This window comes from Klebsiella sp. 2019SCSN059 (assembly GCF_021739525.1).
Lineage (GTDB): Bacteria > Pseudomonadota > Gammaproteobacteria > Enterobacterales > Enterobacteriaceae > Klebsiella > Klebsiella quasipneumoniae.
This window is the reverse complement of record NZ_JAKKOM010000025.1, coordinates 53,510-75,648: the sequence shown is the minus strand read 5'-3', so window position 1 is coordinate 75,648 and position 22,139 is coordinate 53,510. Positions and strand designations below refer to the sequence as shown.

The 22,139-nt window shown below is 61.6% G+C and carries 18 protein-coding genes and 1 riboswitch; of the genes, 6 read left to right on the top strand and 12 right to left on the bottom strand.

From position 1 onward, the window contains the following. Genes pqqD through pqqF form a run of 3 tightly spaced genes read left to right on the top strand, consistent with a single transcriptional unit; the run spans position 1 to position 3,693 of the window. A complete protein-coding gene (gene pqqD / locus L2I46_RS21365) occupies positions 1-279 on the top strand; it encodes a pyrroloquinoline quinone biosynthesis peptide chaperone PqqD (RefSeq protein WP_032452961.1) in 279 nt (92 codons plus the stop codon). After that, positions 266-1,408, top strand: coding sequence for a pyrroloquinoline quinone biosynthesis protein PqqE (pqqE, locus tag L2I46_RS21360; RefSeq protein ID WP_023289798.1), 1,143 nt, complete (start codon positions 266-268; stop codon positions 1,406-1,408). The genes pqqD and pqqE overlap by 14 nt, the downstream gene beginning before the upstream one ends. Next, positions 1,408-3,693, top strand: a complete 2,286-nt coding sequence (gene pqqF, locus L2I46_RS21355) for a pyrroloquinoline quinone biosynthesis protein PqqF (RefSeq protein ID WP_117132246.1) — start codon at positions 1,408-1,410, stop codon at positions 3,691-3,693. The genes pqqE and pqqF overlap by 1 nt, the downstream gene beginning before the upstream one ends. On the opposite strand, the gene L2I46_RS21350 is transcribed toward pqqF, so the two are convergent. The 3 genes from L2I46_RS21350 to L2I46_RS21340 form a co-directional block, all read right to left on the bottom strand. Then, a complete protein-coding gene (locus tag L2I46_RS21350) occupies positions 3,690-4,427 on the bottom strand; it encodes a glutamine amidotransferase (protein ID WP_121936037.1) in 738 nt (245 codons plus the stop codon). The genes pqqF and L2I46_RS21350 overlap by 4 nt on opposite strands. A 109-nt stretch (positions 4,428-4,536) precedes the next feature. Further along, entirely contained in the window at positions 4,537-6,447 is a 1,911-nt protein-coding gene (gene mrdA, locus L2I46_RS21345; protein ID WP_032452966.1) for a penicillin-binding protein 2, read from the bottom strand. 221 nt (positions 6,448-6,668) lie between these two features. Next, the gene (locus L2I46_RS21340; protein WP_236948210.1) at positions 6,669-7,301 is read right to left on the bottom strand and encodes a LysE family translocator; all 633 of its coding nucleotides are present in this window, start codon (positions 7,299-7,301) and stop codon (positions 6,669-6,671) included. A 17-nt stretch (positions 7,302-7,318) separates the two neighbouring features. Beyond that, positions 7,319-7,398: riboswitch (ZMP/ZTP riboswitch) on the bottom strand. A gap of 342 nt (positions 7,399-7,740) precedes the next feature. On the opposite strand from L2I46_RS21340, the gene katG reads away from it, so the two are divergent. Next, positions 7,741-9,918 (top strand): catalase/peroxidase HPI, encoded by a 2,178-nt coding sequence (gene katG, locus L2I46_RS21335; protein ID WP_044523422.1) that lies wholly within the window; start codon positions 7,741-7,743, stop codon positions 9,916-9,918. Between the two features lie 33 nt (positions 9,919-9,951). On the opposite strand, the gene zapE is transcribed toward katG, so the two are convergent. Together zapE and L2I46_RS21325 are read right to left on the bottom strand one after the other, a co-directional pair. After that, the gene (gene zapE, locus L2I46_RS21330; RefSeq protein WP_236948209.1) at positions 9,952-11,013 is read right to left on the bottom strand and encodes a cell division protein ZapE; all 1,062 of its coding nucleotides are present in this window, start codon (positions 11,011-11,013) and stop codon (positions 9,952-9,954) included. A 96-nt stretch (positions 11,014-11,109) separates the two neighbouring features. Continuing rightward, a complete protein-coding gene (locus L2I46_RS21325) occupies positions 11,110-11,790 on the bottom strand; it encodes an MgtC family protein (RefSeq protein WP_032452970.1) in 681 nt (226 codons plus the stop codon). A gap of 590 nt (positions 11,791-12,380) precedes the next feature. On the opposite strand from L2I46_RS21325, the gene L2I46_RS21320 reads away from it, so the two are divergent. Then, positions 12,381-13,787 (top strand): MFS transporter, encoded by a 1,407-nt coding sequence (locus tag L2I46_RS21320; RefSeq protein WP_044523425.1) that lies wholly within the window; start codon positions 12,381-12,383, stop codon positions 13,785-13,787. An 8-nt stretch (positions 13,788-13,795) separates the two neighbouring features. On the opposite strand, the gene L2I46_RS21315 is transcribed toward L2I46_RS21320, so the two are convergent. The 4 genes from L2I46_RS21315 to L2I46_RS21300 form a co-directional block, all read right to left on the bottom strand. Next, positions 13,796-14,677 carry a LysR family transcriptional regulator gene (locus L2I46_RS21315; RefSeq protein ID WP_023289814.1) on the bottom strand — a complete coding sequence of 294 codons (882 nt, stop codon included), beginning with the start codon at positions 14,675-14,677 and terminating at the stop codon, positions 13,796-13,798. Positions 14,678-14,823: 146 nt separating this feature from the next. Next, a complete protein-coding gene (locus L2I46_RS21310; RefSeq protein ID WP_032452976.1) occupies positions 14,824-17,124 on the bottom strand; it encodes an FdhF/YdeP family oxidoreductase in 2,301 nt (766 codons plus the stop codon). A gap of 320 nt (positions 17,125-17,444) precedes the next feature. Then, positions 17,445-18,362 (bottom strand): bestrophin family protein, encoded by a 918-nt coding sequence (locus L2I46_RS21305; protein WP_117132240.1) that lies wholly within the window; start codon positions 18,360-18,362, stop codon positions 17,445-17,447. A gap of 243 nt (positions 18,363-18,605) precedes the next feature. Next, a complete protein-coding gene (locus tag L2I46_RS21300; protein WP_121936034.1) occupies positions 18,606-19,547 on the bottom strand; it encodes a cation diffusion facilitator family transporter in 942 nt (313 codons plus the stop codon). Positions 19,548-19,768: 221 nt separating this feature from the next. Between L2I46_RS21300 and L2I46_RS21295 the strand changes: the two genes are divergently transcribed. Continuing rightward, positions 19,769-20,455: an ABC transporter substrate-binding protein gene (locus tag L2I46_RS21295; RefSeq protein WP_110212326.1), complete on the top strand. Its 687-nt coding sequence runs from the start codon at positions 19,769-19,771 to the stop codon at positions 20,453-20,455. A gap of 1 nt (position 20,456) precedes the next feature. Here L2I46_RS21295 and L2I46_RS21290 read toward each other — a convergent pair whose 3' ends face one another. The 3 genes from L2I46_RS21290 to L2I46_RS21280 all read right to left on the bottom strand — a co-directional run bounded on the left by L2I46_RS21290 (position 20,457) and on the right by L2I46_RS21280 (position 22,132). Further along, complete coding sequence (locus tag L2I46_RS21290; protein ID WP_236948208.1) at positions 20,457-21,326, bottom strand: oxygenase MpaB family protein; 870 nt, start codon at positions 21,324-21,326, stop codon at positions 20,457-20,459. A 113-nt stretch (positions 21,327-21,439) separates the two neighbouring features. Beyond that, positions 21,440-21,871, bottom strand: a complete 432-nt coding sequence (locus L2I46_RS21285; protein ID WP_004202630.1) for an OsmC family protein — start codon at positions 21,869-21,871, stop codon at positions 21,440-21,442. 114 nt (positions 21,872-21,985) lie between these two features. Continuing rightward, the gene (locus tag L2I46_RS21280; protein WP_180812791.1) at positions 21,986-22,132 is read right to left on the bottom strand and encodes a hypothetical protein; all 147 of its coding nucleotides are present in this window, start codon (positions 22,130-22,132) and stop codon (positions 21,986-21,988) included. Positions 22,133-22,139 lie beyond the last annotated feature (7 nt).

Genomic DNA, 22,139 nt, shown 5'->3' with positions numbered 1-22,139 from the left:
ATGCAAAATACCTCCATCGTCGCCTTTCGTCGCGGCTACCGCCTGCAGTGGGAAGCCGCCCAGGAGAGCCATGTGATCCTCTATCCGGAGGGAATGGCCAAACTCAATGAGACCGCCGCGGCGATCCTCGAGCTGGTGGATGGCCGGCGCGACGTCGCGGCGATTATCGCCATGCTCAACGACCGCTTCCCGGAAGCCGGGGGAGTTGATGACGACGTCATCGAGTTCCTGCAGATAGCCTGTCAACAGAAGTGGATCACCTGCCGTGAGCCAGCGTAAACCCGCCGTCAATCCGCCGCTGTGGCTGCTGGCGGAGCTAACCTATCGCTGCCCGCTGCAGTGCCCCTACTGTTCGAATCCGCTGGACTTCGCCCAACAGGAAAAAGAGCTGACCACCGAACAATGGATCGAGGTTTTTCGCCAGGCGCGGGCGATGGGCAGCGTACAGCTGGGCTTTTCCGGCGGCGAGCCGCTGACGCGTAAAGATCTGCCGGAGCTGATCCGCGCCGCGCGCGACCTCGGGTTTTATACTAACCTGATCACCTCCGGGATAGGGCTGACGGAGAGCAAACTCGACGCCTTCAGCGAGGCCGGGCTGGACCATATCCAGATTAGCTTCCAGGCCAGCGATGAAGTGCTCAACGCCGCGCTGGCCGGCAACAAAAAAGCCTTCCAGCAGAAGCTGGCGATGGCCAGAGCGGTGAAAGCGCGCGACTATCCGATGGTGCTCAACTTCGTTCTGCACCGGCACAACATCGATCAGCTGGATAAAATTATCGCGCTGTGCATTGAGCTGGAAGCGGATGACGTTGAGCTGGCCACCTGCCAGTTCTACGGTTGGGCGTTCCTCAATCGCGAGGGGCTGCTGCCGACCCGGGAGCAGATCGCCCGCGCCGAACAGGTGGTCGCCGACTACCGGCAGAAAATGGCCGCCAGCGGCAACCTCACCAACCTGCTGTTTGTCACCCCGGACTATTACGAAGAGCGGCCGAAAGGCTGCATGGGCGGCTGGGGATCGATTTTCCTCAGCGTCACCCCGGAAGGCACCGCCCTGCCGTGCCACAGCGCGCGCCAGCTGCCGGTTACGTTTCCGTCGGTGCTGGAGCAGAGTCTGGAGTCGATCTGGTATGACTCGTTCGGCTTCAATCGCTACCGCGGGTATGACTGGATGCCGGAGCCGTGCCGCTCCTGTGATGAAAAAGAGAAAGACTTCGGCGGCTGCCGCTGCCAGGCCTTTATGCTGACCGGCAGCGCCGATAACGCCGACCCGGTGTGCAGCAAATCCCCGCATCATCACAAAATCCTCGACGCCCGGCGCGAAGCGGCCTGCAGCGAGATAAAAGTCAGCCAGCTGCAGTTCCGCAACCGGGCCAGCTCGCAGCTGATCTACAAAACCCGGGACCTGTAATGACGCTGGCGACCCGCACCGTCACGCTGCCGGGCGGCCTGCAGGCCGCCCTGGTCCATCAGCCGCAGGCCGAACGCGCGGCGGCCCTGGCTCGGGTCGCCGCCGGCAGCCACCACGACCCCTCGCGCTTCCCCGGGCTGGCGCACCTGCTGGAACACCTGTTGTTTTACGGCGGTGAGCGCTACCGGGATGATGACCGGCTGATGGGCTGGGTGCAGCGCCAGGGCGGAAGCGTGAATGCCACCACCCTGGCCCGCCATAGCGCGTTCTTTTTCGAGGTCGCCGCCGATGGTCTGGCTGACGGTGTCGCGCGTCTACAGGAGATGCTGCAGGCGCCGCGGCTGCTCAGGGAAGATATTCAGCGCGAAGTGGCGGTGATTGACGCCGAGTACCGCCTTATCCAGCAGCATGAGCCGTCGCGCCGGGAAGCCGCCGTTCGTCACGCCGCCAGCGCGCCCGCGGCGTTTCGCCGCTTTCAGGTAGGCAGCGCCGACGCGCTGGCGGGCGATCTCCCTGCGCTGCAGGCGGCCTTACGCGATTTTCACCACACCCATTACGTCGCCCGGCGGATGCAGCTCTGGCTGCAGGGGCCGCAGTCGCTGGAGGCGCTCGGCGAGCTGGCGGTCCGTTTCGCCGCCGGGCTTGCCGCAGGCGAGGCTCCGCCGCCGGCGCCGCCGCTGCGCCTGGACGAGACCACTGAACTGCAGCTGGCGGTCGACGCCCGGCCCGCCCTGTGGCGCTGTCCGCTGATCGCCTTAAGTGACAACGTCACCTTACTGCGCGAGTTTTTGCTCGATGAAGCCCCCGGCAGCCTGATGGCCGGGCTGCGCCAGCGTGGTCAGGCGCAAGAGGTAGCGCTGAACTGGCTGTATCAGGATCGGCACCTCGGCTGGCTGGCGCTGGTCTTCGCCAGCGACCAGCCGGAACAGGTCGACCGGCAGATAACCCACTGGCTGCAGACGCTACAGCGGACGACGCCAGACCAGCAGCAACACTACTATCAGCTGTCCCGGCGCCGTTTTCAGGCGCTGTCGCCCCTCGATCAGCTGCGCCAGCGGGCATTCGGCTTTGCCCCCGGCGCGCCGCCCGTCGGGTTCGCCGATTTTTGCGCCGCCCTGCAGGCCGCCCCTACGGTCAGCCTGGCCTGCCAGACCCTTTCCCCAGGGGAGCCTGTTGCCACCCAGGGCTTTAGCCTGCCGCTCAGCCGCTGGCGCCGCCGCCCGGTCACTGCCCCTGCGCTGAAATTCGCTTTTTATCCGCAAGCGGCTGGCGGCCTCGTGGCCGAAAGTCCGGCGCAAGCCGCGCCGCTGCTCCACCTCCCGTCACCGGGAGAGCCGCCGAGGCTCCTGCTCCGACCGCCCTTCTCCTGCTCGCCCACTCAGGCCGAGGGGTTGGCGCGCGGGGAACAGCTGCGCCCGCTGCTCGCCGCGCTGCGCCACGCCGGGGGCCACGGCGAGTGGCATCGCTTCGACGGCAGCTGGCAGCTGTTCCTGCAGTTGCCAGCTGCCGGCCGGCGGCCGGAGGCTATTCTGCAGGCCATCGTGCGGCAGCTCGCGCTCCCGGCCGACCCGCTGACCCCGCCGCCGGAGAGTATTGCTATCCGTCATCTCATGGCCCAGCTCCCCGAACGGTTGGCCACATCAGAGCATCAGGCTGGTTGGCTGGCGGCCCTGGCCGGCGGCAGCGCGGAGGATGCGCGGTGGGTCGCGCGCCAGCTGAGCCTGCTTACCGTCCCGGTCAACCCGCCGGGCAGCCTCCCCGGCCCCTGCCGGCGCGGCGTCGAACGGCTGGCTTTCCCCGGGGGCGATACGGCGCTGCTGGTCTTTATTCCGCTGCCGGATGGCGCCTCGCTGGCGGCTCTGCGGGTGCTGGCGCAGCGCTGTGAACCGCTCTTCTTCCAGCGCATGCGGGTAGAGCAGCAGATTGGCTATGTGGTGAGCTGCCGCTATCAGCGCGTCGCCGATCGCGACGGGCTGCTGATGGCGCTCCAGTCCCCGGATCGCCGCGCCGTGGAACTGCTGCGCTGTTGCAAAACCTTTCTGCGCCAGCTGCCGCCGCTGGATGAGGCGGCCTTCAGGCCGCTACAGCAGCGCCTGGCCGCACAGGTCCGCGCCCGGACGCCGCCCGAGGCGCAGGCGCTGGTCGCCCTGCGTCAGAAGTATGCTTTACCGGAGCTGACGGCGCAGGCGGCTGACGCGCTGCGCGTCGAAGCGGTCGTTGACCTGGCCCACGAGATGTCCCGCCGGCGTCGCCGCTGGCGGGTGCTGTTCACTGCAGGGGATTAATGGCCGGGTGCATCAGGGGGCAGAAAGGCGCTGACGAAGCGCGTGAGGATTGCCGCGGCCTGCGGGCTCTCCTGCACCTCATCGTATAACCGCTGCGGGTCGATGCCCTCTGCCCGCAGCACCGCCTCCCGGTAGCGGATCAGCGCGCGGGCAATCGGCGCGGTGAACTCCGGGTGAAACTGCGTGGAGACCGCATGCGGCCCGTAGCGCACGATCTGGTGGGGGTCGTGAGCGGACGCGGCCAGCACCGTGGCCCCCTCCGGCAGGCGGGTAATGGTTTGCATATGGCTCAGATGCGCGGGAAAGGCGGCCGGCAGGTCCCGGAGCAGCGGGTCGTCGACACCCCACGGCGATAGCGAAACGGTTTGGCTGCCGCTTTCCCGTCCGGCTGGATGATACGCCACCTCGCCACCCAGGGCTTGAGCCATCAGCTGATGGCCATAGCAAACGCCGAACATCGGCATGCCGATAGCCACCGCCTGACGGATCCAGTCGGCGGTCCGTTCGCTCCACGCCAGGCGGTCGGAAACCATCGCCCAGGAGCCGGTCAGCACCGCCACCGTCTGGCGATCCGGCGCCGGCAGCGGCTCGTCCTCAAACACCCGTACCGCGGTGAGCTGCGCCTGCCATGGCGCCAGCAGCGTGCGGAACCAGCGCGGCAGATCGCCATGCTCCTCGCGGATGGCTGCCGGGGGCGTCCCGGTCTGAACCAGCAATAATCGCTTACGTGTCACCCTTCCTCCTCACTCGTCATGTTCCTTAAAAATACTATGCCGCCGGGAAGATAAGGGGACAAATAACCAATTTCTATGAACGATGCGCCTGCGGAATAAGTCCTGCCGCTTACTGGGCGTCCGCGCTCTCCCGCTGCGGCACGTCGGCGGCCGCCGCCGGCGCCTGCTGCGGGACAAAAATATGGTCCAGGATGGCGCGCGCCGTCGGTCCGGCCACCACCCCGTCCCCGCCGCCGTTCTCCAGGATCAGCGCCATCGCCACCTTCGGATGCTGATAAGGGGCAAACAGGGTATAGAAAATGTGGTCGCGCAGACGCACCGGGATCATTTTGGCGTTATAGGTCTGGTTTTGCTTCAGACTGAACACCTGCGAGGTCCCGGACTTTGCCGCAATCTGATACGGCGCGGTATGGAACAGTTTATAGCCGGTGCCGTTGGGCAGATTCGCCATCCCATACATGCCGTTGCGCACAATGCCCCAGTACGGGGATTTCGGATCGCCGACCTGCGGCAGGTTCGCCGGCTGCTGATAACGTTCCACATGATTGCCCTGCTTCATCGAATAGAGCAGATGCGGATCCTGCACCTTGCCGTTGTTCAGCAGCGTGGTGAGCGCTTTCACCATCTGGATGGGAGTGGCGATCCAGTATCCCTGGCCGATGCCGACGGAGATGGTATCCCCCTGATACCAGGGCTTTTTATGCACCCGCTGCTTCCACGCCCGGCTCGGCAGCACCCCGGCATACTCCTCATTGAGATCGATGCCGGTAGACTGGCCGTAGCCGAACTTGCTCAGCCACTCATGGATCCGGTCGATACCCATCTCGAAGGCAACCTGGTAGAAAAAGGTGTCTGCGGACTCTTCAATGGCTTTGGTGACGTTGAGCATGCCGTGGCCGGTTTTCAGCCAGTCGCGATAGCGGCGTTGCGTGCCCGGCAGCGTCCACGTCGGCGCCCCGAAGAAGGTGGTATTCGGCGTGATCACGCCCGCGGAGAGCGCCGAGAGCGCCATATAGGGCTTCACCGTCGAGGCCGGGGGATACAGCCCCTGGGTGACACGGTTGATTAACGGTCGGTCGGGGTTATCCAGCAGCGATTTATAGGCCTGATAGCCGATGCCTTTGACGAACGGGTTAGGATCGTAGCTGGGGCTGGAGACCATCGCCAGTACCCCGCCATCACGAGGATCGACCACCACCACCGCCGCGCGCTGCCCCTTCAGCACCGACTCAATATACTGCTGCAGGTGCAGGTCAAGGGTCAGGTAGAGGTTTTTCCCGGCCACCGGCGGTACCTCTTTCAGCAGACGTACCACCCGGCCGTGGTTATCCACCTCCACCTCCTGGTAGCCGGTGGTGCCGTGGAGCGCTTTTTCGTAATACCCTTCGATCCCCTGCTTGCCGATATTGTGGTCGGCAGCATAGTTCTCCTCTTCGCCGTCTTTCGCCAGCCGCTGCAGGTCGCTGTCGTTGATTTTCGACACATAGCCCACCACGTGCGCCAGCTCTGCGCCGTAGGGGTATTCACGCTGCTGGTAGCTCTCCACCGTCACCCCGGGGAAACGGAATTCGTTGACCGCGAAGCGGGCCACCTCCACGTCGCTGAGGTCGGACTTGAGGGTAACCGCTTTATAGCGGCTGCTGTGGTGCATATCGTCGCGGAAACTGGCGATGTCGTCCGGCGTCAGGTCGACAATCGGCGTCAGGCTTTGCAGCAGCGCGGCCATATCGGGAATTTTGCTCGGGATCACCTGCAGGCGATACAGGGTAATATTCTGTACCAGCGGAATGCCGTTGCGATCGAATATCAGCCCGCGGCTGGGGGCGATGGGCAGCATTTTGATATCGTTTTGGTTGGAGCGGGTCTGGTAGAAATCGTGCTGCTCCACCTGCAGATGGTAGAGGTTGAAAATCAGCACGCCAAAGCAGACCACCACCAGCAGAAAGGCGATTGCGGCCCGGCGGATAAACAGCATCTCTTCCGCGGAGTGGTCGCGAATTTCATCTCTCAAAAGGGGCATTAGCGGTACATCACCTGGATCACGGGAAAAACCAACGGCGTAACGGCCGGGAAGCATAGCCTTATCGCGGCGTTAGCCCTACTGAAAGGTTGCTAATGATCTGGCAGAAATGTTTCAGCATGTTAGAGCGTGGAGAGCCTTGCGCAGTGGGAGAAAGGCATCAGGGCGCGAGGTTGGCCAGCGACAGGTCTCGCTGGCTCCCCTTTCCCCGGTAAACCCGGTTATTTTCTGGCCTCAAAAGCGATCTTAACCGCCATCCCGGCCAGTACCGTCGCCATCAGCCAGCGTTGAAATTGTTGCCAGACCGGCCGCCGACCAAGAAAAAGCGCCACCTGCCCGGCCAGCAAGATAATCAGGCCGTTCACCGCCACGCTGATTAATACCTGGGTACAGCCTAATATCAACGACTGGCTGAGCACGCTGCCGAGTCCGGGGGTGATAAATTGCGGCAGCAGGGACAAATACAGGATGGCAACTTTGGGGTTCGCCAGGCTGGTGATAAATCCCATCAGAAACAGCTTACGCCCACTGTCGGCGGGTAAGTCGCGCACCGCGAATATCGGCCGCCCTCCCGGTTTAATTGCCTGCCACGCCAGATAGAGCAAATAAGCGACCCCGCACAAACGCAATGCATCGTAGGCATAAGGGACCGCGAAAACCAACGCGGTAATGCCGAAAGCGGCACACAACATATAGAAGAAAAAACCCACGGCCACCCCGGCAAGGGAGATAAAGCCAGCGCGTTTTCCCTGGCAAATCGAACGCGAAGTGAGATACATCATATTGGGGCCAGGGGTTAACACTAACCCCAGCGCCACCGCGGCAAAGGCCATTAAAGAAGCTAATTCAGGCATAACTTATCTCCAGATAGCGGTAATGCCCAGGCGCGCGGCGACGTTGACCATGCTCCCCAACAGTATTCTGTCTTTAGCGCCAGTCACATGGTGTCTAAGTATTAGCTTATTCTGCGTTTGCCAACAACCCCTGCGTCGGGCATTCGTTACGCTCGCGCAGCGGAAAACCCTCATCCTTTTCTCATAGTAAAATTGTCATATCTCAAACAATTAGCATTCCTTCTGCCCGTTTGACACAGATCGTTTCCTTTGCCGTCTCGTTACGACTATGGTTAATGATGAGGTTTATTTTTTACCCCTGGACCGCCAGGGCATATAAGAGGGTGTTTCGCCCTTCGTTGAACGGAATTAGCTATTAAATCCGTAGACTCATTCAAATATCGCTTATTGGTAGCAGTGTATATCGTAACGGCATTCACAAAAGCAAACGGAGCCTGATATGAGCACGTCTAACGACCCATCCAACAACGCATCCGCCGGAAAGTGCCCTTTCCACGCCGAGACGCCCAAGCAGAGCGCCGGCAGCGGCACCGGCAACCGAGACTGGTGGCCTAACCAGCTGCGTGTCGATCTGCTAAACCAGCACTCCAGTCGTTCCAACCCGTTGGGTGAGGATTTTAACTACAGGGAAGAGTTTAAAAAGCTCGATTACTCCGCGCTGAAGGCTGACCTCAGAGCGCTGCTGACCGATTCGCAAGAGTGGTGGCCGGCAGACTGGGGCAGCTATATCGGTCTGTTTATTCGTATGGCCTGGCACGGCGCCGGCACCTACCGCACCGTTGACGGTCGCGGCGGCGCGGGTCGTGGACAGCAGCGCTTTGCGCCGCTGAACTCCTGGCCTGACAACGTCAGCCTCGATAAAGCCCGCCGTCTGCTGTGGCCGGTGAAACAGAAATATGGCCAGAAAATCTCCTGGGCCGATCTTTACATGCTGGCGGGTAACGTGGCGCTGGAAAACGCCGGCTTCCGCACCTTTGGCTTCGGCGCCGGCCGTGAAGATGTCTGGGAACCGGATCTGGACGTCGACTGGGGCGATGAGAAAGAGTGGCTGGCCCACCGTCACCCGGAAAGCCTGGCGAAACAGGCCATCGGCGCCACTGAAATGGGGCTGATCTACGTTAACCCGGAAGGCCCTAACGCCAGCGGCGAGCCGCTGTCCGCCGCGGCGGCCATTCGCGCCACCTTCGGCAATATGGCGATGGACGATGAAGAGATTGTCGCGCTGATCGCCGGCGGCCACACCCTGGGTAAAACCCACGGCGCAGCCGAGACCAGCCACGTCGGCGCCGAGCCGGAAGCCGCCCCGCTGGAAGCTCAGGGTCTGGGCTGGCACTCCAGCTACGGCAGCGGCGCAGGCGCGGATGCCATCACCTCCGGTCTGGAAGTGGTCTGGACGCAGACGCCTACCCAGTGGAGCAACTACTTTTTCGAGAACCTGTTCAAATACGAATGGGTGCAGACCCGCAGCCCGGCGGGCGCTATCCAGTTCGAAGCCAAAGACGCGCCGGAAATTATCCCGGATCCGTTTAACCCGGGTAAAAAGCGCAAACCGACCATGCTGGTCACCGACCTGACCCTGCGCTTCGACCCGGAGTTTGAGAAGATCTCCCGTCGCTTCCTCAACGATCCGCAGGCCTTTAACGAGGCGTTCGCCCGAGCGTGGTTCAAGCTGACCCACCGCGATATGGGGCCGAAATCCCGTTACCTCGGGCCGGAAGTGCCGAAAGAAGATCTCATTTGGCAGGATCCGTTGCCGGCTGCGACCCATCAGCCGAGCGCGGACGACATCGCCAGCCTGAAAACCGCCATCGCCGGCGCCGGCCTGTCGGTGAGTGAGCTGGTGTCGGTCGCCTGGGCCTCCGCCTCCACCTTCCGCGGCGGTGATAAGCGCGGCGGCGCCAACGGCGCGCGTCTGGCGCTGGCCCCGCAGAAAGACTGGCCGGTCAATGCTATCGCCAGTCGGGTGCTGCCGACCCTGCAGGCGATTCAGCGCGCCTCCGGCAAAGCGTCACTGGCCGATATCATCGTGCTGGCTGGCGTGGTCGGCGTGGAGCAGGCGGCGGCGGCGGCCGGCGTCAGCGTCAACGTGCCGTTTACTCCAGGCCGCGTCGACGCCCTGCCTGAGCAGACCGACGTCGAGTCGTTTGACCTGCTGCAGCCGCTGGCGGATGGCTTCCGCAACTACCGTCGCATCGAGGGCGGTGTGTCGACGGAAACGCTGCTGATCGATAAAGCGCAGCAGCTGACCTTAACCGCTCCGGAGATGACAGTTCTGGTGGGTGGACTGCGCGTGCTGGGCGCCAACTACGACGGCAGCAAACACGGGGTGTTTACCGACCGCGTCGGCGTGCTCAGCAATGACTTCTTCGTCAACCTGCTGGATATGGCCACCGTCTGGAAAGCGGCCGATGATCGGGCGGAGCTGTTTACCGGCAGCGACCGTAAAACCGGCGAAGCGAAGTACAGCGCCACCCGCGTGGATCTGGTGTTTGGCTCCAACTCGGTCCTGCGCGCGCTGGCGGAAGTCTACGCCTGCGCCGACGGGCAGCAGAAGCTGGTGCATGACTTTGTCGCCGCCTGGACCAAGGTTATGAACCTCGACCGTTTCGACCTGTGATCCCCTCGCCCCGGCACCCGCCGGGGCGTTTTTTTATACCGCCCGCGGCAGCTGTTGCAGGCGGCTCCGCGTTCGCTGAATATCCTCCAGTTCCACCCCGGCCACCAGCGTCTCCAGGTCGCAGCGGGTCACCAGCAGCAGGCGGATCTGCTTTTCATACATCACATCAATCAGGTTGATAAAGCGCTGCTGGGCCGCCGGCCCTACCGTGGCCAGCGGCGGCACCTCGTCCAGCAACCAGACGGCATAACGTTCGCTGAGCGCCAGATAGTCCATCACCGCCGTGGCAGCCTGGCAGAGTTGGGCAAAAGAGAAATGGAGCAAGTCGGGTGACGCCGCGGCCGCCTGCAGCGTGCGATAGCCTACCGCCAGCGGAACCGGTTCGGCAGGCAGCGAGGGCAGATCGTACAGCTGACGCTGTTGTTCGCTCGGGTTAACCCATAGCCGCCCGCTGCAGAAGGCGTTATCCTGGCTCAGGTGCCGTTCGCGATAATCTTCCTCGCCGTTAAGCGCGACGACCGCCAGGTGGGCGCGGATCAGCGCGATCGACGGTAAAAAGCGATCGTGATACAGCGGATTAGGCAGCAGCATCTCCGGCGGGTAGTTAGAGGTTGCCAGCAGCACGATGCCCCGTTGAAAAAGGTGTTCCAGCAGCGCCTTTATCAGCATGGCGTCGCCGGGGTCGTGAAGATGAAATTCGTCAAAGCACAGCAGGCGGCAGCCGGAGGTCATCTGCATCATCACCGCCTGCAGGCCGGGCGCGCCGGGGGCATTCAGCCGCTGATGCAGATCGCGGAAGAAGTGATGAAAATGGACCCGACGTCTGGCGGCGAGCGGCAGGCTGGCAAAAAAGTGGTCGAGAATAAAGCTTTTCCCTCGCCCGGTGCGTCCCCAAACGTACAGTCCCTGCGGCGTGCCGGGCGCGGACAACAGCTGCTGGCCCAGGGCGTCGAGGCGGGCGATGAGCGACAGCTGATCGTCGTCCAGCGTCAGACGGGCACGCGCCGCCTGCTCGGCCATCACGCGGGTAAAGCGAAAATCAGCCGTCGTCATAGTCTGGCCAGATCCCGACGACACACATCCATTATTTAACATTCTTATAACCTCCGGCAGGAGGCCATTCTAGCCGCTTTCCCGCAGGTTGGCGAATCGCGCGGCGAGCGGCCATGTCTGCTGCCCCGCCGCCTGTCTCTACGCTTCTCCGACGCGCCAGTGTACCGAGGTGACGTTCTGCTGGCCGGCCACCTGCGCCATAATCTGCGCCAGCGTTTTGTGATGCTGCTTATGGCTAATCAGCTCCGCGCAAATCTCCAGCTGATCCGCCGTATCTGCCGCCGCCGACTGCAGCCCCTGCAGGGTGAACCTCTGCTGCTGAGCAATATTCAGCAGCAGCTGACGCACGGCTTTTTCATGCTCGCGTAAACAGGTGACGCGCAAGATATAGCGTTTCTCTTCGTCTCCGGCGCCCGGCAAGGCATGAATGCGCTGCGCCGCTTCGCGGAGCAGGATATTAGCGCACAGAATAATCAGCGTCGCCGCCGTCGCGTTCCAGAACTGTCCCAGGCCGCAGAGGACACCGATACCGGCCGAGCACCACAGGGTGGCGGCGGTATTGAGGCCGCGAACGTTCATGCCATCGCGCATAATCACTCCCGCCCCAAGGAAGCCGATACCGGAGACGATCTGCGCCGCAATGCGCCCGGGGCTGTCCGGCGACGCCGACATCGCGCTAAGAATAAACACCGCCGCGCCGGTGGCCACCAGCGCATTGGTCCGCAAGCCGGCCATACGTTGCCGCCACTGTCTTTCCGCGCCGATCAGCGCTCCCAGCAGCATCGCCGCAAGTAAATGTGTCATATAAGGAAATACCATCGCGCCTTCCTCCAGATAACAGAAAGCCAAAAATTATTGATGTCGCGCTCAGCCGCGCCGGGCAATTAGCGGGCGGGTGATGGTGGAGGAAATAAGCTGGTGGGAAACAGAAACATAACGGTGCCTCTCGCGTACGGTCGCGAATCACTACATTAAGGGAGGCAATCCGATAATCAAAGATTGCTGCCCGCCGGTTCGGCAAGCAGCGAAAACAGTCGCGTTAGCTTGCCGGAGAAAAACAATAAGGATGACTGTCCAACGCATGACTCCTGTATGAAAGTGGGCACATTATAGCCCGGCGTAATAGCGGGTAAAGCGGGAAAACGCCGCCGGTGAGGATTCGTTTACTCTGTCTGGCCCGGGCCCTGGGCAGCGCGATAACGCCAGGCGGGGAACATTGCCGTCCACGGTGATTTACTTCAATTCTTCCCCTGGCGTGCGGCGAAAAGCAGCATAAATCTCAACTTTCCTCCTGTCCGGCACGATCTTGCGCTAAAGATTGCCGTTAACGCTGAAGATTAAAAATTTAAAACTATTAACAATCACTTAACATTAGCAGGCAAACCATTCTTCCTGAGGAACACAACACCATGTCTACCACCCAGGTTCTCGGCGAAACGCCCTATGCTTCGCCAGGACAACCGCACGCCAGCTTAACCGGACGCATTGACGCGTTGCCCGCCTCCTTCGGGTTATGGTCGTTTATCACCCTGCTCTCTCTCGGCGGCTTCTTCGAGCTCTACGACTTGTTCCAGACCGGGTACATCAGCGCGGGCCTGCTGGCGGAGGGTATTTTCCACACCGGCGCGGCGGGGATCTTTGGCATCGCCGATCAGGCGGCCTTTGCCTCCGCCACCTTTATGGGGCTGTTTATCGGCGCGAGCCTGCTGGCGCCGCTGGCGGACAAGCTGGGACGCCGGCTGACCTTTATGGTGGCGCTCGCCTGGTACGGCTTTTTCTCGCTGCTGATGGCGACCCAGAGCAGCGCGGAAGGGGTGATCTTCTTCCGCTTTCTGGTAGGGATCGGCCTCGGCATTGAGCTGGTGACCATTGATACTTACCTCAGCGAATGGGTCCCTACCCACCTGCGCAATAAAGCCTTCGCCTTTGCCTTCTTTATCCAGTTTCTGTCGGTTCCGGCGGTGGCGCTGATGTCCTGGATATTGGTGCCAACCACCCTCTTCGGCCTCAGCGGCTGGCGCTGGGTGATCATCTTCGGCGCGCTGTTCTCGCTGGCGATCTGGTTTATCCGCAAAAAACTGCCGGAGTCAGCCCGCTGGCTGGAAACCAAAGGGCGGCATGATGAGGCGCATGCGGTGATGTGCGCGATGGAAGCCCGCTGCGGCCTGACGCCGTCGCCGAAGCATGCGCAGGCGGCGGAGAGCGTCGTCAAACGCGGCACCTTCCGCGAAATCTGGGCGCCACAGTATCGGCAGCGCACCCTGATGCTGATGGTGATGAATTTCTTCCAGGCGATCGGTTTCTTCGGCTTTGGCAACTGGTTGCCGGCATTGCTCTCCGGCCAGGGTGCCAGCATTACCCACAGTCTGCTGTACGCCTTCTTTATCACCCTCGCCTATCCGCTGGGCTGCCTGTTCTGCACCCGCTTCGTGCATCGCTTTGAGAACAAATGGCAGATCGTTCTCTCCGCGCTGATGACCGTCATCTTCGGCACCCTGTTTGCCCTGCAGAACAGTCCGGTTCTGCTGGTGATCTGCGGGTTTATGATCACCTGGTCCAACGCCTGGCTGACCATCAGCTACCACGCCTACCAGGCCGAGGTCTTCCCGACCCATATTCGCGCCCGCGCCGTCGGCTTCTGCTACTCGTTCAGCCGGCTCTCGACCGCAGTGACCAGCATCCTGATCGGCATTATTCTGCAATATGCCGGTACGCCGGGGGTGATTAGCTTTATCGTCGTCAGTATGCTGATGGTGATGCTGTCGGTGGGGATCTTCGGGCCGAGAACCCGGGGCATTCGACTGGAAAATATCTGAGGCTGGCCTCAGCCAAAAATCCCCTGCGCCTCGGCGAAGCATTTTTCCGCCAGGGTCGAGACCGGCTCCTGCTGGCGCATAATCAGCGCCAGCTGCGAATCGACCTGGCTTTCGGCGATGGGCAGGATGTCAAGATTGTCGCTGAGGGCTTCCAGGCCGTTGTTGAGCGGCATGATGGCGCAGCAGATCCCCGCCTGCACCGCCTGGATAATCTGAAACGTCGAATCGCTTTCAAAGACAGACTTCGGCGTTAGCCCTTTGGCCTTAAAGCTGATTTCAATGGATTCCCGGTAGTACATTCCCTTGGTCAGAAAGCCAAGGGGCAGCGTCGCCAGCGTATCCCACCCCGGCGTCCCGTCGCTGAAGTCGAAATGGCGTTTATCGTGCAACAGTCCCATCCGGGTTTGCGGCAGCCGGGCGATCTTAAACAGACGTTCATCCAGATGCTGCAGGTAACAGATCCCCAGGTCCAGCTGGTTGCGGCTGACGCCATCGATAATCTGCTCCGAGGTCATTGACAGCAGGCTGAACTGCAGCGCCGGGTATTTCTCTGCGAGAGGTTTAATCAGCTGCATCGGATTGAGGCTCGCCAGCGGCACCATGCCAACCCGCAGTTGACCGACCATCTGTCCGCGACAAATGGCCGCCTCCGCCGCCAGACCGTCATGGGCGGCAAGCACCGCCCGCGCCCAGGCCAGGATCCGCTCCCCCTCCGGGGTAAAACCCTCGAAGCGCTGGCCGCGCTGGATAAGGGTCAGGTTCAGCTCCTCTTCCAGATTACGAATGCGCATGGAGAGGGTCGGCTGGGTAATATGGCAGGCTGCCGCCGCCTGGCCAAAATGGCGCGTCTGATCGAGCGCGATCAAATATTTGAGTTGCTTAATGTCCATTCTTTTTCCCGTTTGAACCCCGCCGTTCACCCCCGGGGCCGCGCACAGGTTACCAGAATGTTAGTTTCATAACCGATAAATTCAAGCGAGGAGACGAGGGGGCGACGGGCGCAGGACGGCGCGACGCCGCCCAACGCCCTCCTTCTTTAACGCACACCGGACAGCGGGCGGATCTCTTTCGAGCGCAGCGTCAGGCGGACAGGGACCGACTTATAGGAGGGCGTTCCGCTCTCTTCATCCAGATAGTTCAGCGGCACCAGCACGTTGGCTTCCGGATAATAGGCGCCGACGGTGCCGGGCGCGATGCCGTAGGCCACCACCGTGATATCTCTGAGCGTCAGCGAGCTGCCCGGCAGCGCAGTGTGGATATCGACCCGATCGCCATGCTCCAGACCCTGGTCGGCCATATCCTGCTCGTTCATAAACAGCACGTCGCGGCGGCCGAAGACGCCGCGGTAGCGGTCATCCATAGCGTAGATGGTGGTGTTGTACTGGTCGTGGCTGCGCAGGGTCACTAAGCGCATCACCTCCTCGCCCTCCACCACCACGTTCTCATGCACACCTTTGAAAACCGAGAACATGGCTTTGCCGGTGGCGGTAGGCCAGATGCGCTCGGTCGGCGGCAGCGGCATGCGAAAGCCCCCGGGGTGGCGAATGCGCTGGTTATATTTCTCGAACCCCGGAATGGTCTGTTCGATCAGCTCCCGAATACGGTCGTAATCTTCCACCAGATACAGCCAGTCCACTTTGCTGGCCGGCAGAGTGGCCTTCGCCAGACCGGCGACAATCGCCGGCTCCGAACGCAGCGTCGGCGAGGCGGGCTTTAGCTTGCCTGACGAGGCATGCACCATCGACATCGAATCCTCGACGGTGATCGACTGTCGACCGCTGGCCTGCAGGTCAAGCTCGGTGCGGCCAAGGCACGGCAGAATAAAGGTCTCTTTCGCCGTCAGCAGGTGCGAGCGGTTGAGCTTGGTGCCGACGTGCACGCTGAGCTCAAGGCCGCGCATCGCCGGGAAGGCGCGTTCGTGATCCGGCATCGCCACGGCGAAGTTGCCCCCGAGGCAGATCAGGGCTTTGGCGTCGCCGGCGATCATGGCCTCCAGCGCCTTCACCGCATCGTGACCATGATGCCGCGGCGGCGTGATCCCCATCACCCGCTGCAGGCTGTCGAGGAAGGCCGCGGAAGGTTTTTCGCTGATCCCAACGGTGCGGTTTCCCTGCACGTTAGAGTGGCCGCGCAGCGGACAGATGCCGGCCCCCGGCTTGCCGATATTGCCGCGCATCAGCAGCAGGTCGGCAATCAGCCGGACGTTGGAAGTGCCTTTATTATGCTGAGTGATCCCCATGCCGTAGGTGACGATGGTGGCCCTGGATTTGGCGTAGGCCACGGCGACCTGGGTCAGCGACTCGCGCGTCAGGCCGGACTCCTGCTCAATGTCCTGCCAGCGGGTGGCGTGCAGATCCTCGGCGAAGGCGGCGAACCCCTGGGTATGTTGCGCAATAAACGCGTGGTCGAGCACCTGGCCCTGCTCCTCCTCCAGCTGCAGCAGCGCTTTGGCGATCCCTTTCAGCGCCGCCGCGTCGCCGCCGGCCCGCACCTGGTAGTAGGTCGAGGCGATCGGCGTCGAGCGATATGTCGCCATCTCCATCACGTTCTGCGGGTCGGCAAAACGCTCCAGCGCCCGCTCACGCAGCGGATTAAAAACGATAATCGGCACGCCGCGGCGGGAAAGCTCATGCAGGGTGCCCATCATCCGCGGATGGTTGGTGCCCGGATTATGGCCGATAGAGATCACCAGCTCGGTCTGGTCAAAGTCGTCGAGGGAAACGGTGCCTTTGCCAATGCCGATCGACTGCGGCAGGCCCACGCTGGTGGATTCATGGCACATGTTAGAGCAGTCGGGAAAGTTATTGGTGCCATACTCGCGGGCAAACAGCTGAAACAGCCATGCCGCTTCATTGGAGGCCCGTCCGGAGGTGTAGAATTCAACTTCATCCGGCTGCAGGCCGCGAAGGATCTCGCCGATACGGGCGAAAGCCTCTTCCCACGCCACCGGGCGCAGCGTGTCGCTGGCGCGGTCGTAAACCAAAGGATGGGTTAAGCGGCCATAGCCCTCCAGTTCAAAATCGCTTTTCGCCAGCAGGGAGGTCACGGTGTTAGCCGCGAGGAACGCTGGCGTCACCCGTTTGGTGGTCGCCTCCCAGGTCACAGCTTTGGCGCCGTTTTCGCAAAACTGAAAAGTGGATTTATGCTCTTTATCCGGCCAGGCGCAGCCCGGGCAATCGAAGCCGTCAGGCTGGTTGGTTCGCAGCAGCGTGGCGGGCGCTTCAAAGGCATCCATCTGGGTACGCACGGCGATGGCCGTCGCCTTCAACGCGCCCCACCCGCCTGCCGGACCGTCATAAGGGTGAACACCGGGAACCGCGCGTCTTTTATTGGTCATCTTTTTACTCCTGCTGCTCTGTTCTGGCCGCCGCCGGCGGAAAAAAAGCGTGCGACGACCCCGGCGACGAGGCGTGGTGTGCGCGGCGTCACCTGATAAGAATGCTGTTTCTCAAGGATAGTACGATGGGAAAGCGTAGGTACTGCGTTTGTTAACCGAATAATAACATACACCACAAATCTGTATAATTGATGTTATCTATCGGGTGTTAAATTTAACTTATTTGCAAATTTTGCTTTTATCGCCCCCTCCGCGCGGCGGGTCGCATGGGCGCGGGAAAGTGATGACCGGGCAGCGGAAACTGCCCGGTGCGCAGGGGCTCAGGTCAGGTTGAAGTACCGGTCCGGACGCAGCGTCTCCGGCAGCGGATGTTGACCGGTCATGTCGAGCAGATTGCGCTCAATGGTATTGCACATCGCGTTCAGCGGCAGGTCGTTGGCGGCGGTGCCGAAGGGATCCTCCAGCTCTTCCGCCAGTGAATCCCACGACAAAAAGGTGTAGGAGATAAAGACCGAGACAAACGGCGTCATGTAGTGCAGATCCCCGACCAGGGCGAACGGCAGCAGCGTGCAGAACAGATACACGGTGCGCTGTAGGATCAGGGTATAGGCGAACGGCACCGGGGTGCTGGCCAGCCTTTCGCAGCCGCCCAGCACGTGCGCCAGCTCATCGAGTTTGTTGTCCATCAGCCCATAGGTGATGTCGCTAAGCTTGCCCGCCTCGCGCAGCTGGCCGATTTCGTTGCCGACCAGCAGCAGGATCCGGTTGGTAGGCATTGAGCTGGCGAGGATCTCCGCCACCTGGTCCGCCGGCAGCAACCGCCGCAGGTCAGCCGTCGGATCGGTTTTGCGCAGCTGATGCTTCAGGCTCCAGCTAAAAGCCACCAGATAGCTGACGATGCGGCGATGGGCATCGTGTTCGGCCGGCAGGATATTGCGCAACTGGCGAACCAGCGTACGTTCGGCGATAAGCACCGTCCCCCACAGATTGCGCGCCTCGACGAAGCGGCTGTAGCTGGCGCTGTTGCGAAAGCCGAGGAAAATCGCTATCGCGATCCCCAGCAGGCTGAACGGCGCCACCGTTAAGTGGATCCCCCACTGCGCGTACCATTGATAGCTGATAATGGCGATGATGGACATCAGCACATTAAGCAGCAGACGAAAGATGATTTTTGACAGCACGGAGCCGTGCCAGTCAAATAGGCGAAGAAACCAGTGTTGTTCTGGCCGAATGATCATTGTCTGACTTCCTGAATTACCGCTCTGGTTATTATCTCTAAATAAAAAATAGAGAGTATCGATGAACCGATTGGTTTATTTTATCGTTAACTGCAACGGGCAGATCTGCGCCATAATTTAGCGATGGTCATGGCCGGCTCAGTATGAGCCTTATTTATCGTTCGGGCAATCAAAGTGCGAACGGGTGGCGCGAGGAATAATGGCTCAGAGGTTAAATAACCGCTGAGCCAGTCTGTTTTCCGCTTATGACGTCAGACAGTTTGCCTCCCCCGGCGAACCGGCAACCGCCGCGCTGGGATCGAGATGCACCATCACATTGAGCACCGGATGGTGCGCTATGACCCGCGCCCGCGCCTGCCGGGCAATCTGATGCCCTTCGGCTACCGACAGCTCTCCCGCCACCTCGAGATGGACATCCACCAGCACCAGATCCCCCGCCTTACGGGTTTTCAAATCGTGCAGACCCGCTACGCCCGGCGTGGCCCGCAGCGTGCCGGCGATCGCCCGCTGCGTCTCTTCATCGACGGCGCGGTCCATTAAATCGTGCAGCGCGGTGGCGGCGAAACGATAGCCCATCCGCGTAATCACCAGCCCCACCGCCAGCGCGGCGAGCGGATCGAACCAGGCAAACCCGGCCAGATTACCGATAATCCCCAGCGCCACTACCAGGGATGACGCGGCGTCCGAGCGGGCATGCCAGGCGTTGGCGATGAGCAACGAGGAGTTCAGCCGCCTGGCGGCCGCCAGCATATAGCGAAACAGTCCCTCTTTGACCACCAGCGCCGTCAGCGCCATCCACAGCGCCACGCTGTGCACCGGCGCAATCGTCTGCGGTTGCGCGAGATGACCCGCTGCAGACCACAGCATACCGACCCCGACCAGCGCCAGGATCGCGCCGAGGATCAGAGAGGCGCCGTTCTCATAGCGCCAGTGGCCATAATGGTGATCGTGGTCAGAGGGCCGGCGACTCTTTTTATTCGCCACCAGCACAACGCCATCGGCGAGCAGATCGGAAAAAGAGTGCATTCCATCGGCAATTAACCCCTGGGAACCCGAGAATATTCCCACCGCAATCTGCAACGCGGAGAGAAAAATATTGACCACCACGCTAACCAGGGTACTCTTTCGCGCCTGCTCCGAACGCTGATGATATTTATTATCATTTTCAAAATTATGTTGTGTCATTATTTCTCTCCCTCAGTGAGCGGGAAGAATAAACTGACAAGCTAAGTTTATGCTTAACAATATAAAAGCCATTGCCTTGCGGTTTAACGAATTCGCTGCGGTCGTTAATGAATAGATTCTGAAAGTGTGGCCGGAGAGTTACAACCGCGCGCGGATGGACTATCTTATCACTGGCGCCGACAGGTCGGGCCGCCTTCTCTTAGCCACCACAGGAGTCAGCGATGTCAGATATCACACCCTCCCGGCTGCGTTTTGCCATTAATCTGGGCAATGCGGTACTGGCCCATCCTGGCGAAAGGGGCGTGCCGACAGGCATTACCCCCGAGCTCAGCCATCGACTGGCGAAGCGCTGGGGCGTCGCCGCCGAGTTCGTCACCTATCCTGCCGCCGGTAAAGTGGTGGCCGACGCCGGCGGCGAACGCTGGGATATTGCCTTTCTGGCCATCGATCCGGCACGGGAGGCGACCCTGCGCTTTACCTCTCCCTATATCACCATCCAGGGAACCGCGCTGGTGAGAGCCGGTTCGCCCTGCCAGAGCGTGGCCGATATGGATCGCCCGGCAACCACGATTAACGTCGGGCAAAACGCCGCCTACGATCTGTGGCTAACCCGCCATCTGCAGCACGCCAGCCTGAATCGTCTCCCCTCCTCGCAGGAGGCCATCGACGCCTTCCTCGCCGGTGAAGGGGATATGGTCGCCGGCATCCGTCAGCCACTGGAGGCGACAGCGCGCCGCCATCCGGGGGTGCGGGTCCTGGCGGATAATTTTACCGAGATCCAGCAGGCCATCTGCGTCGCCCGGGAAGACGTGGCCCGCTTTAGCGCGGTGAACGACGCGTTGAACGAATGGCGAGCGGACGGTAGCCTGGAGGCGCTGATTGCCCGGCACCTGAGCGAGGCGGGCTGAATCACGCCTCTGCCATCCGGCGCATGGCGCAATGCCAGGCGCCGTTGCGTACCGAGGCGCGCAGCACGCGGGCGATAGCCTGCACCATCAGATGCGTCGTGCGCCGCTGCAGCGGCGTCAGCGACAGTCCCAGCATCTCCTGCGCCCATGGCGGCAGAAGATCGATCCCGGCCCGCATCATCACCTGGCCAACCGGCTGACTCAGGCGACCCGGCAGACGGGTGGTGAGCAGCACCTCGGCCACCTCCCGGGTACGTTCGTCACAGCGCAGCTGCGGGCGCATCGCCTCAAGATAGTCCGCGACCTCATTCGGCGTCCGGGGAATATCCTCGGCCCCCAGCCGGCGAGCGATCTCCGCCGACTCGCGAAAATAGTCCTCCTGGCGCTGGACGCTGACCACCGTGCGCTTATAGCGCAGGTGGGAGGCCATAAAGCGGCTGCACTCGGCGACATGCACCCAGGTCAACAGCGCCGGGTCGCTTGCCTGATACGGCGTGCCGTCCTTATCCACCCCGGCGATCCGCTGATGGATCCCCTGCACTTTGGCGATCAGCCGCTCCGCGTCAGGGGTGGCGGCAAAGGTGGTGGCGGAGATAAACTGACTGGTGCGGCGCAGGCGGCCAAAGATATCCTCGCGAAAACGGGAGTGGTCCCAGACGCCGGCCAGCGCCAGGGGATGCAGCATCTGCAGCAGCAGCGCGCTAATGCCGCCGCACAACATAGAGGTAAAATCGCCATGCACCTGCCAGATGGCTGATTGCGGACCAAACAGCCCCGGCTCCCCTTTGGGCTGTTCAAAATCAATCTCTTTTAGCGCCATGCCGGTCAGGCCGAGCACCTGCGCCTCGATCATCCCGCGAATGCCGATCATGATGGAGTCCTTTACGTTTGCGAAAGGACCAAAGATACCACTATTGCGCAGCGGAGGCAGTGGCGGGGAGAGAGATCGCGGGAACGGTGCCCGCAGAGTGCGGGCACGACAGCTTACGGATTCAGCTGGTAGTCGAGGGTGATATTGGCTTTCAGCACCTGCGATACCGGGCAGCCGGCCTTCGCTTTCTGGATGATCTCATCGAACGCCGCCGGCGCGACGCCCGGCAGGACAATCTGGCTTTGCAGCGCGATGTCGGTTATCGCAAACCCGCCGTCGGTTTTATTGAGGGTGACCACCGCGGTGGTGTCGATGGACGTCGCGGTATAGCCCTCTTCGCTGAGCATCAGCGACAGAGCCATCGAGAAGCAGGCGGCATGCGCGGCGCCGATCAGCTCCTCGGGGTTGGTGCCTTTCACCCCTTCAAAACGGGTGTTAAAGCCGTAGGGCTGCTGGCTCAGCGCCCCGCTCTCCGTCGACACGGTGCCTTTGCCATGCTTGAGATCGCCTTCCCAGTGCGCCAGCCCTTTCTTATGAATCGCCATATGACTCCTCCTGTGATGATGTCGAACAAAAAGTATAGTGCCTGATGCCGAACCTGCGTCTATTCTGCGGCCCGCCACCCCGGCGTTCCCGAAAAGTACCCGTTGCGGGTGACGCTAACGGCCATCGTGAGGATGATAAGGATCGGTTTTGTCATCCTCGCTGTCGTCCCGTTTACGCGGCACTTCGCCCTGTTCGCCCGGCGCCTCGCGCGCAGGATGCTTCCCGCGCTCCTCGCCGTGCGGGTGAGATGTTATGCTCATACCGGCA

What these genes read in the sequence shown, in the direction of transcription:
- L2I46_RS21310 (WP_032452976.1), bottom strand. Translation starts at nt 17,124, where the DNA reads ATGACCAATAAAAGACGCGCGGTTCCCGGTGTTCACCCTTATGACGGT.
- L2I46_RS21340 (WP_236948210.1), bottom strand. Translation starts at nt 7,301, where the DNA reads ATGCCTGAATTAGCTTCTTTAATGGCCTTTGCCGCGGTGGCGCTGGGG.
- mrdA (WP_032452966.1), bottom strand. Translation starts at nt 6,447, where the DNA reads ATGCCCCTTTTGAGAGATGAAATTCGCGACCACTCCGCGGAAGAGATG.
- L2I46_RS21315 (WP_023289814.1), bottom strand. Translation starts at nt 14,677, where the DNA reads ATGGACATTAAGCAACTCAAATATTTGATCGCGCTCGATCAGACGCGC.
- L2I46_RS21305 (WP_117132240.1), bottom strand. Translation starts at nt 18,362, where the DNA reads ATGATCATTCGGCCAGAACAACACTGGTTTCTTCGCCTATTTGACTGG.
- zapE (WP_236948209.1), bottom strand. Translation starts at nt 11,013, where the DNA reads ATGTTAAATAATGGATGTGTGTCGTCGGGATCTGGCCAGACTATGACG.
- katG (WP_044523422.1), top strand. Translation starts at nt 7,741, where the DNA reads ATGAGCACGTCTAACGACCCATCCAACAACGCATCCGCCGGAAAGTGC.
- pqqD (WP_032452961.1), top strand. Translation starts at nt 1, where the DNA reads ATGCAAAATACCTCCATCGTCGCCTTTCGTCGCGGCTACCGCCTGCAG.
- pqqF (WP_117132246.1), top strand. Translation starts at nt 1,408, where the DNA reads ATGACGCTGGCGACCCGCACCGTCACGCTGCCGGGCGGCCTGCAGGCC.
- L2I46_RS21320 (WP_044523425.1), top strand. Translation starts at nt 12,381, where the DNA reads ATGTCTACCACCCAGGTTCTCGGCGAAACGCCCTATGCTTCGCCAGGA.
- L2I46_RS21290 (WP_236948208.1), bottom strand. Translation starts at nt 21,326, where the DNA reads ATGATCGGCATTCGCGGGATGATCGAGGCGCAGGTGCTCGGCCTGACC.
- L2I46_RS21300 (WP_121936034.1), bottom strand. Translation starts at nt 19,547, where the DNA reads ATGACACAACATAATTTTGAAAATGATAATAAATATCATCAGCGTTCG.
- L2I46_RS21285 (WP_004202630.1), bottom strand. Translation starts at nt 21,871, where the DNA reads ATGGCGATTCATAAGAAAGGGCTGGCGCACTGGGAAGGCGATCTCAAG.
- L2I46_RS21325 (WP_032452970.1), bottom strand. Translation starts at nt 11,790, where the DNA reads ATGGTATTTCCTTATATGACACATTTACTTGCGGCGATGCTGCTGGGA.
- L2I46_RS21295 (WP_110212326.1), top strand. Translation starts at nt 19,769, where the DNA reads ATGTCAGATATCACACCCTCCCGGCTGCGTTTTGCCATTAATCTGGGC.
- L2I46_RS21280 (WP_180812791.1), bottom strand. Translation starts at nt 22,132, where the DNA reads ATGAGCATAACATCTCACCCGCACGGCGAGGAGCGCGGGAAGCATCCT.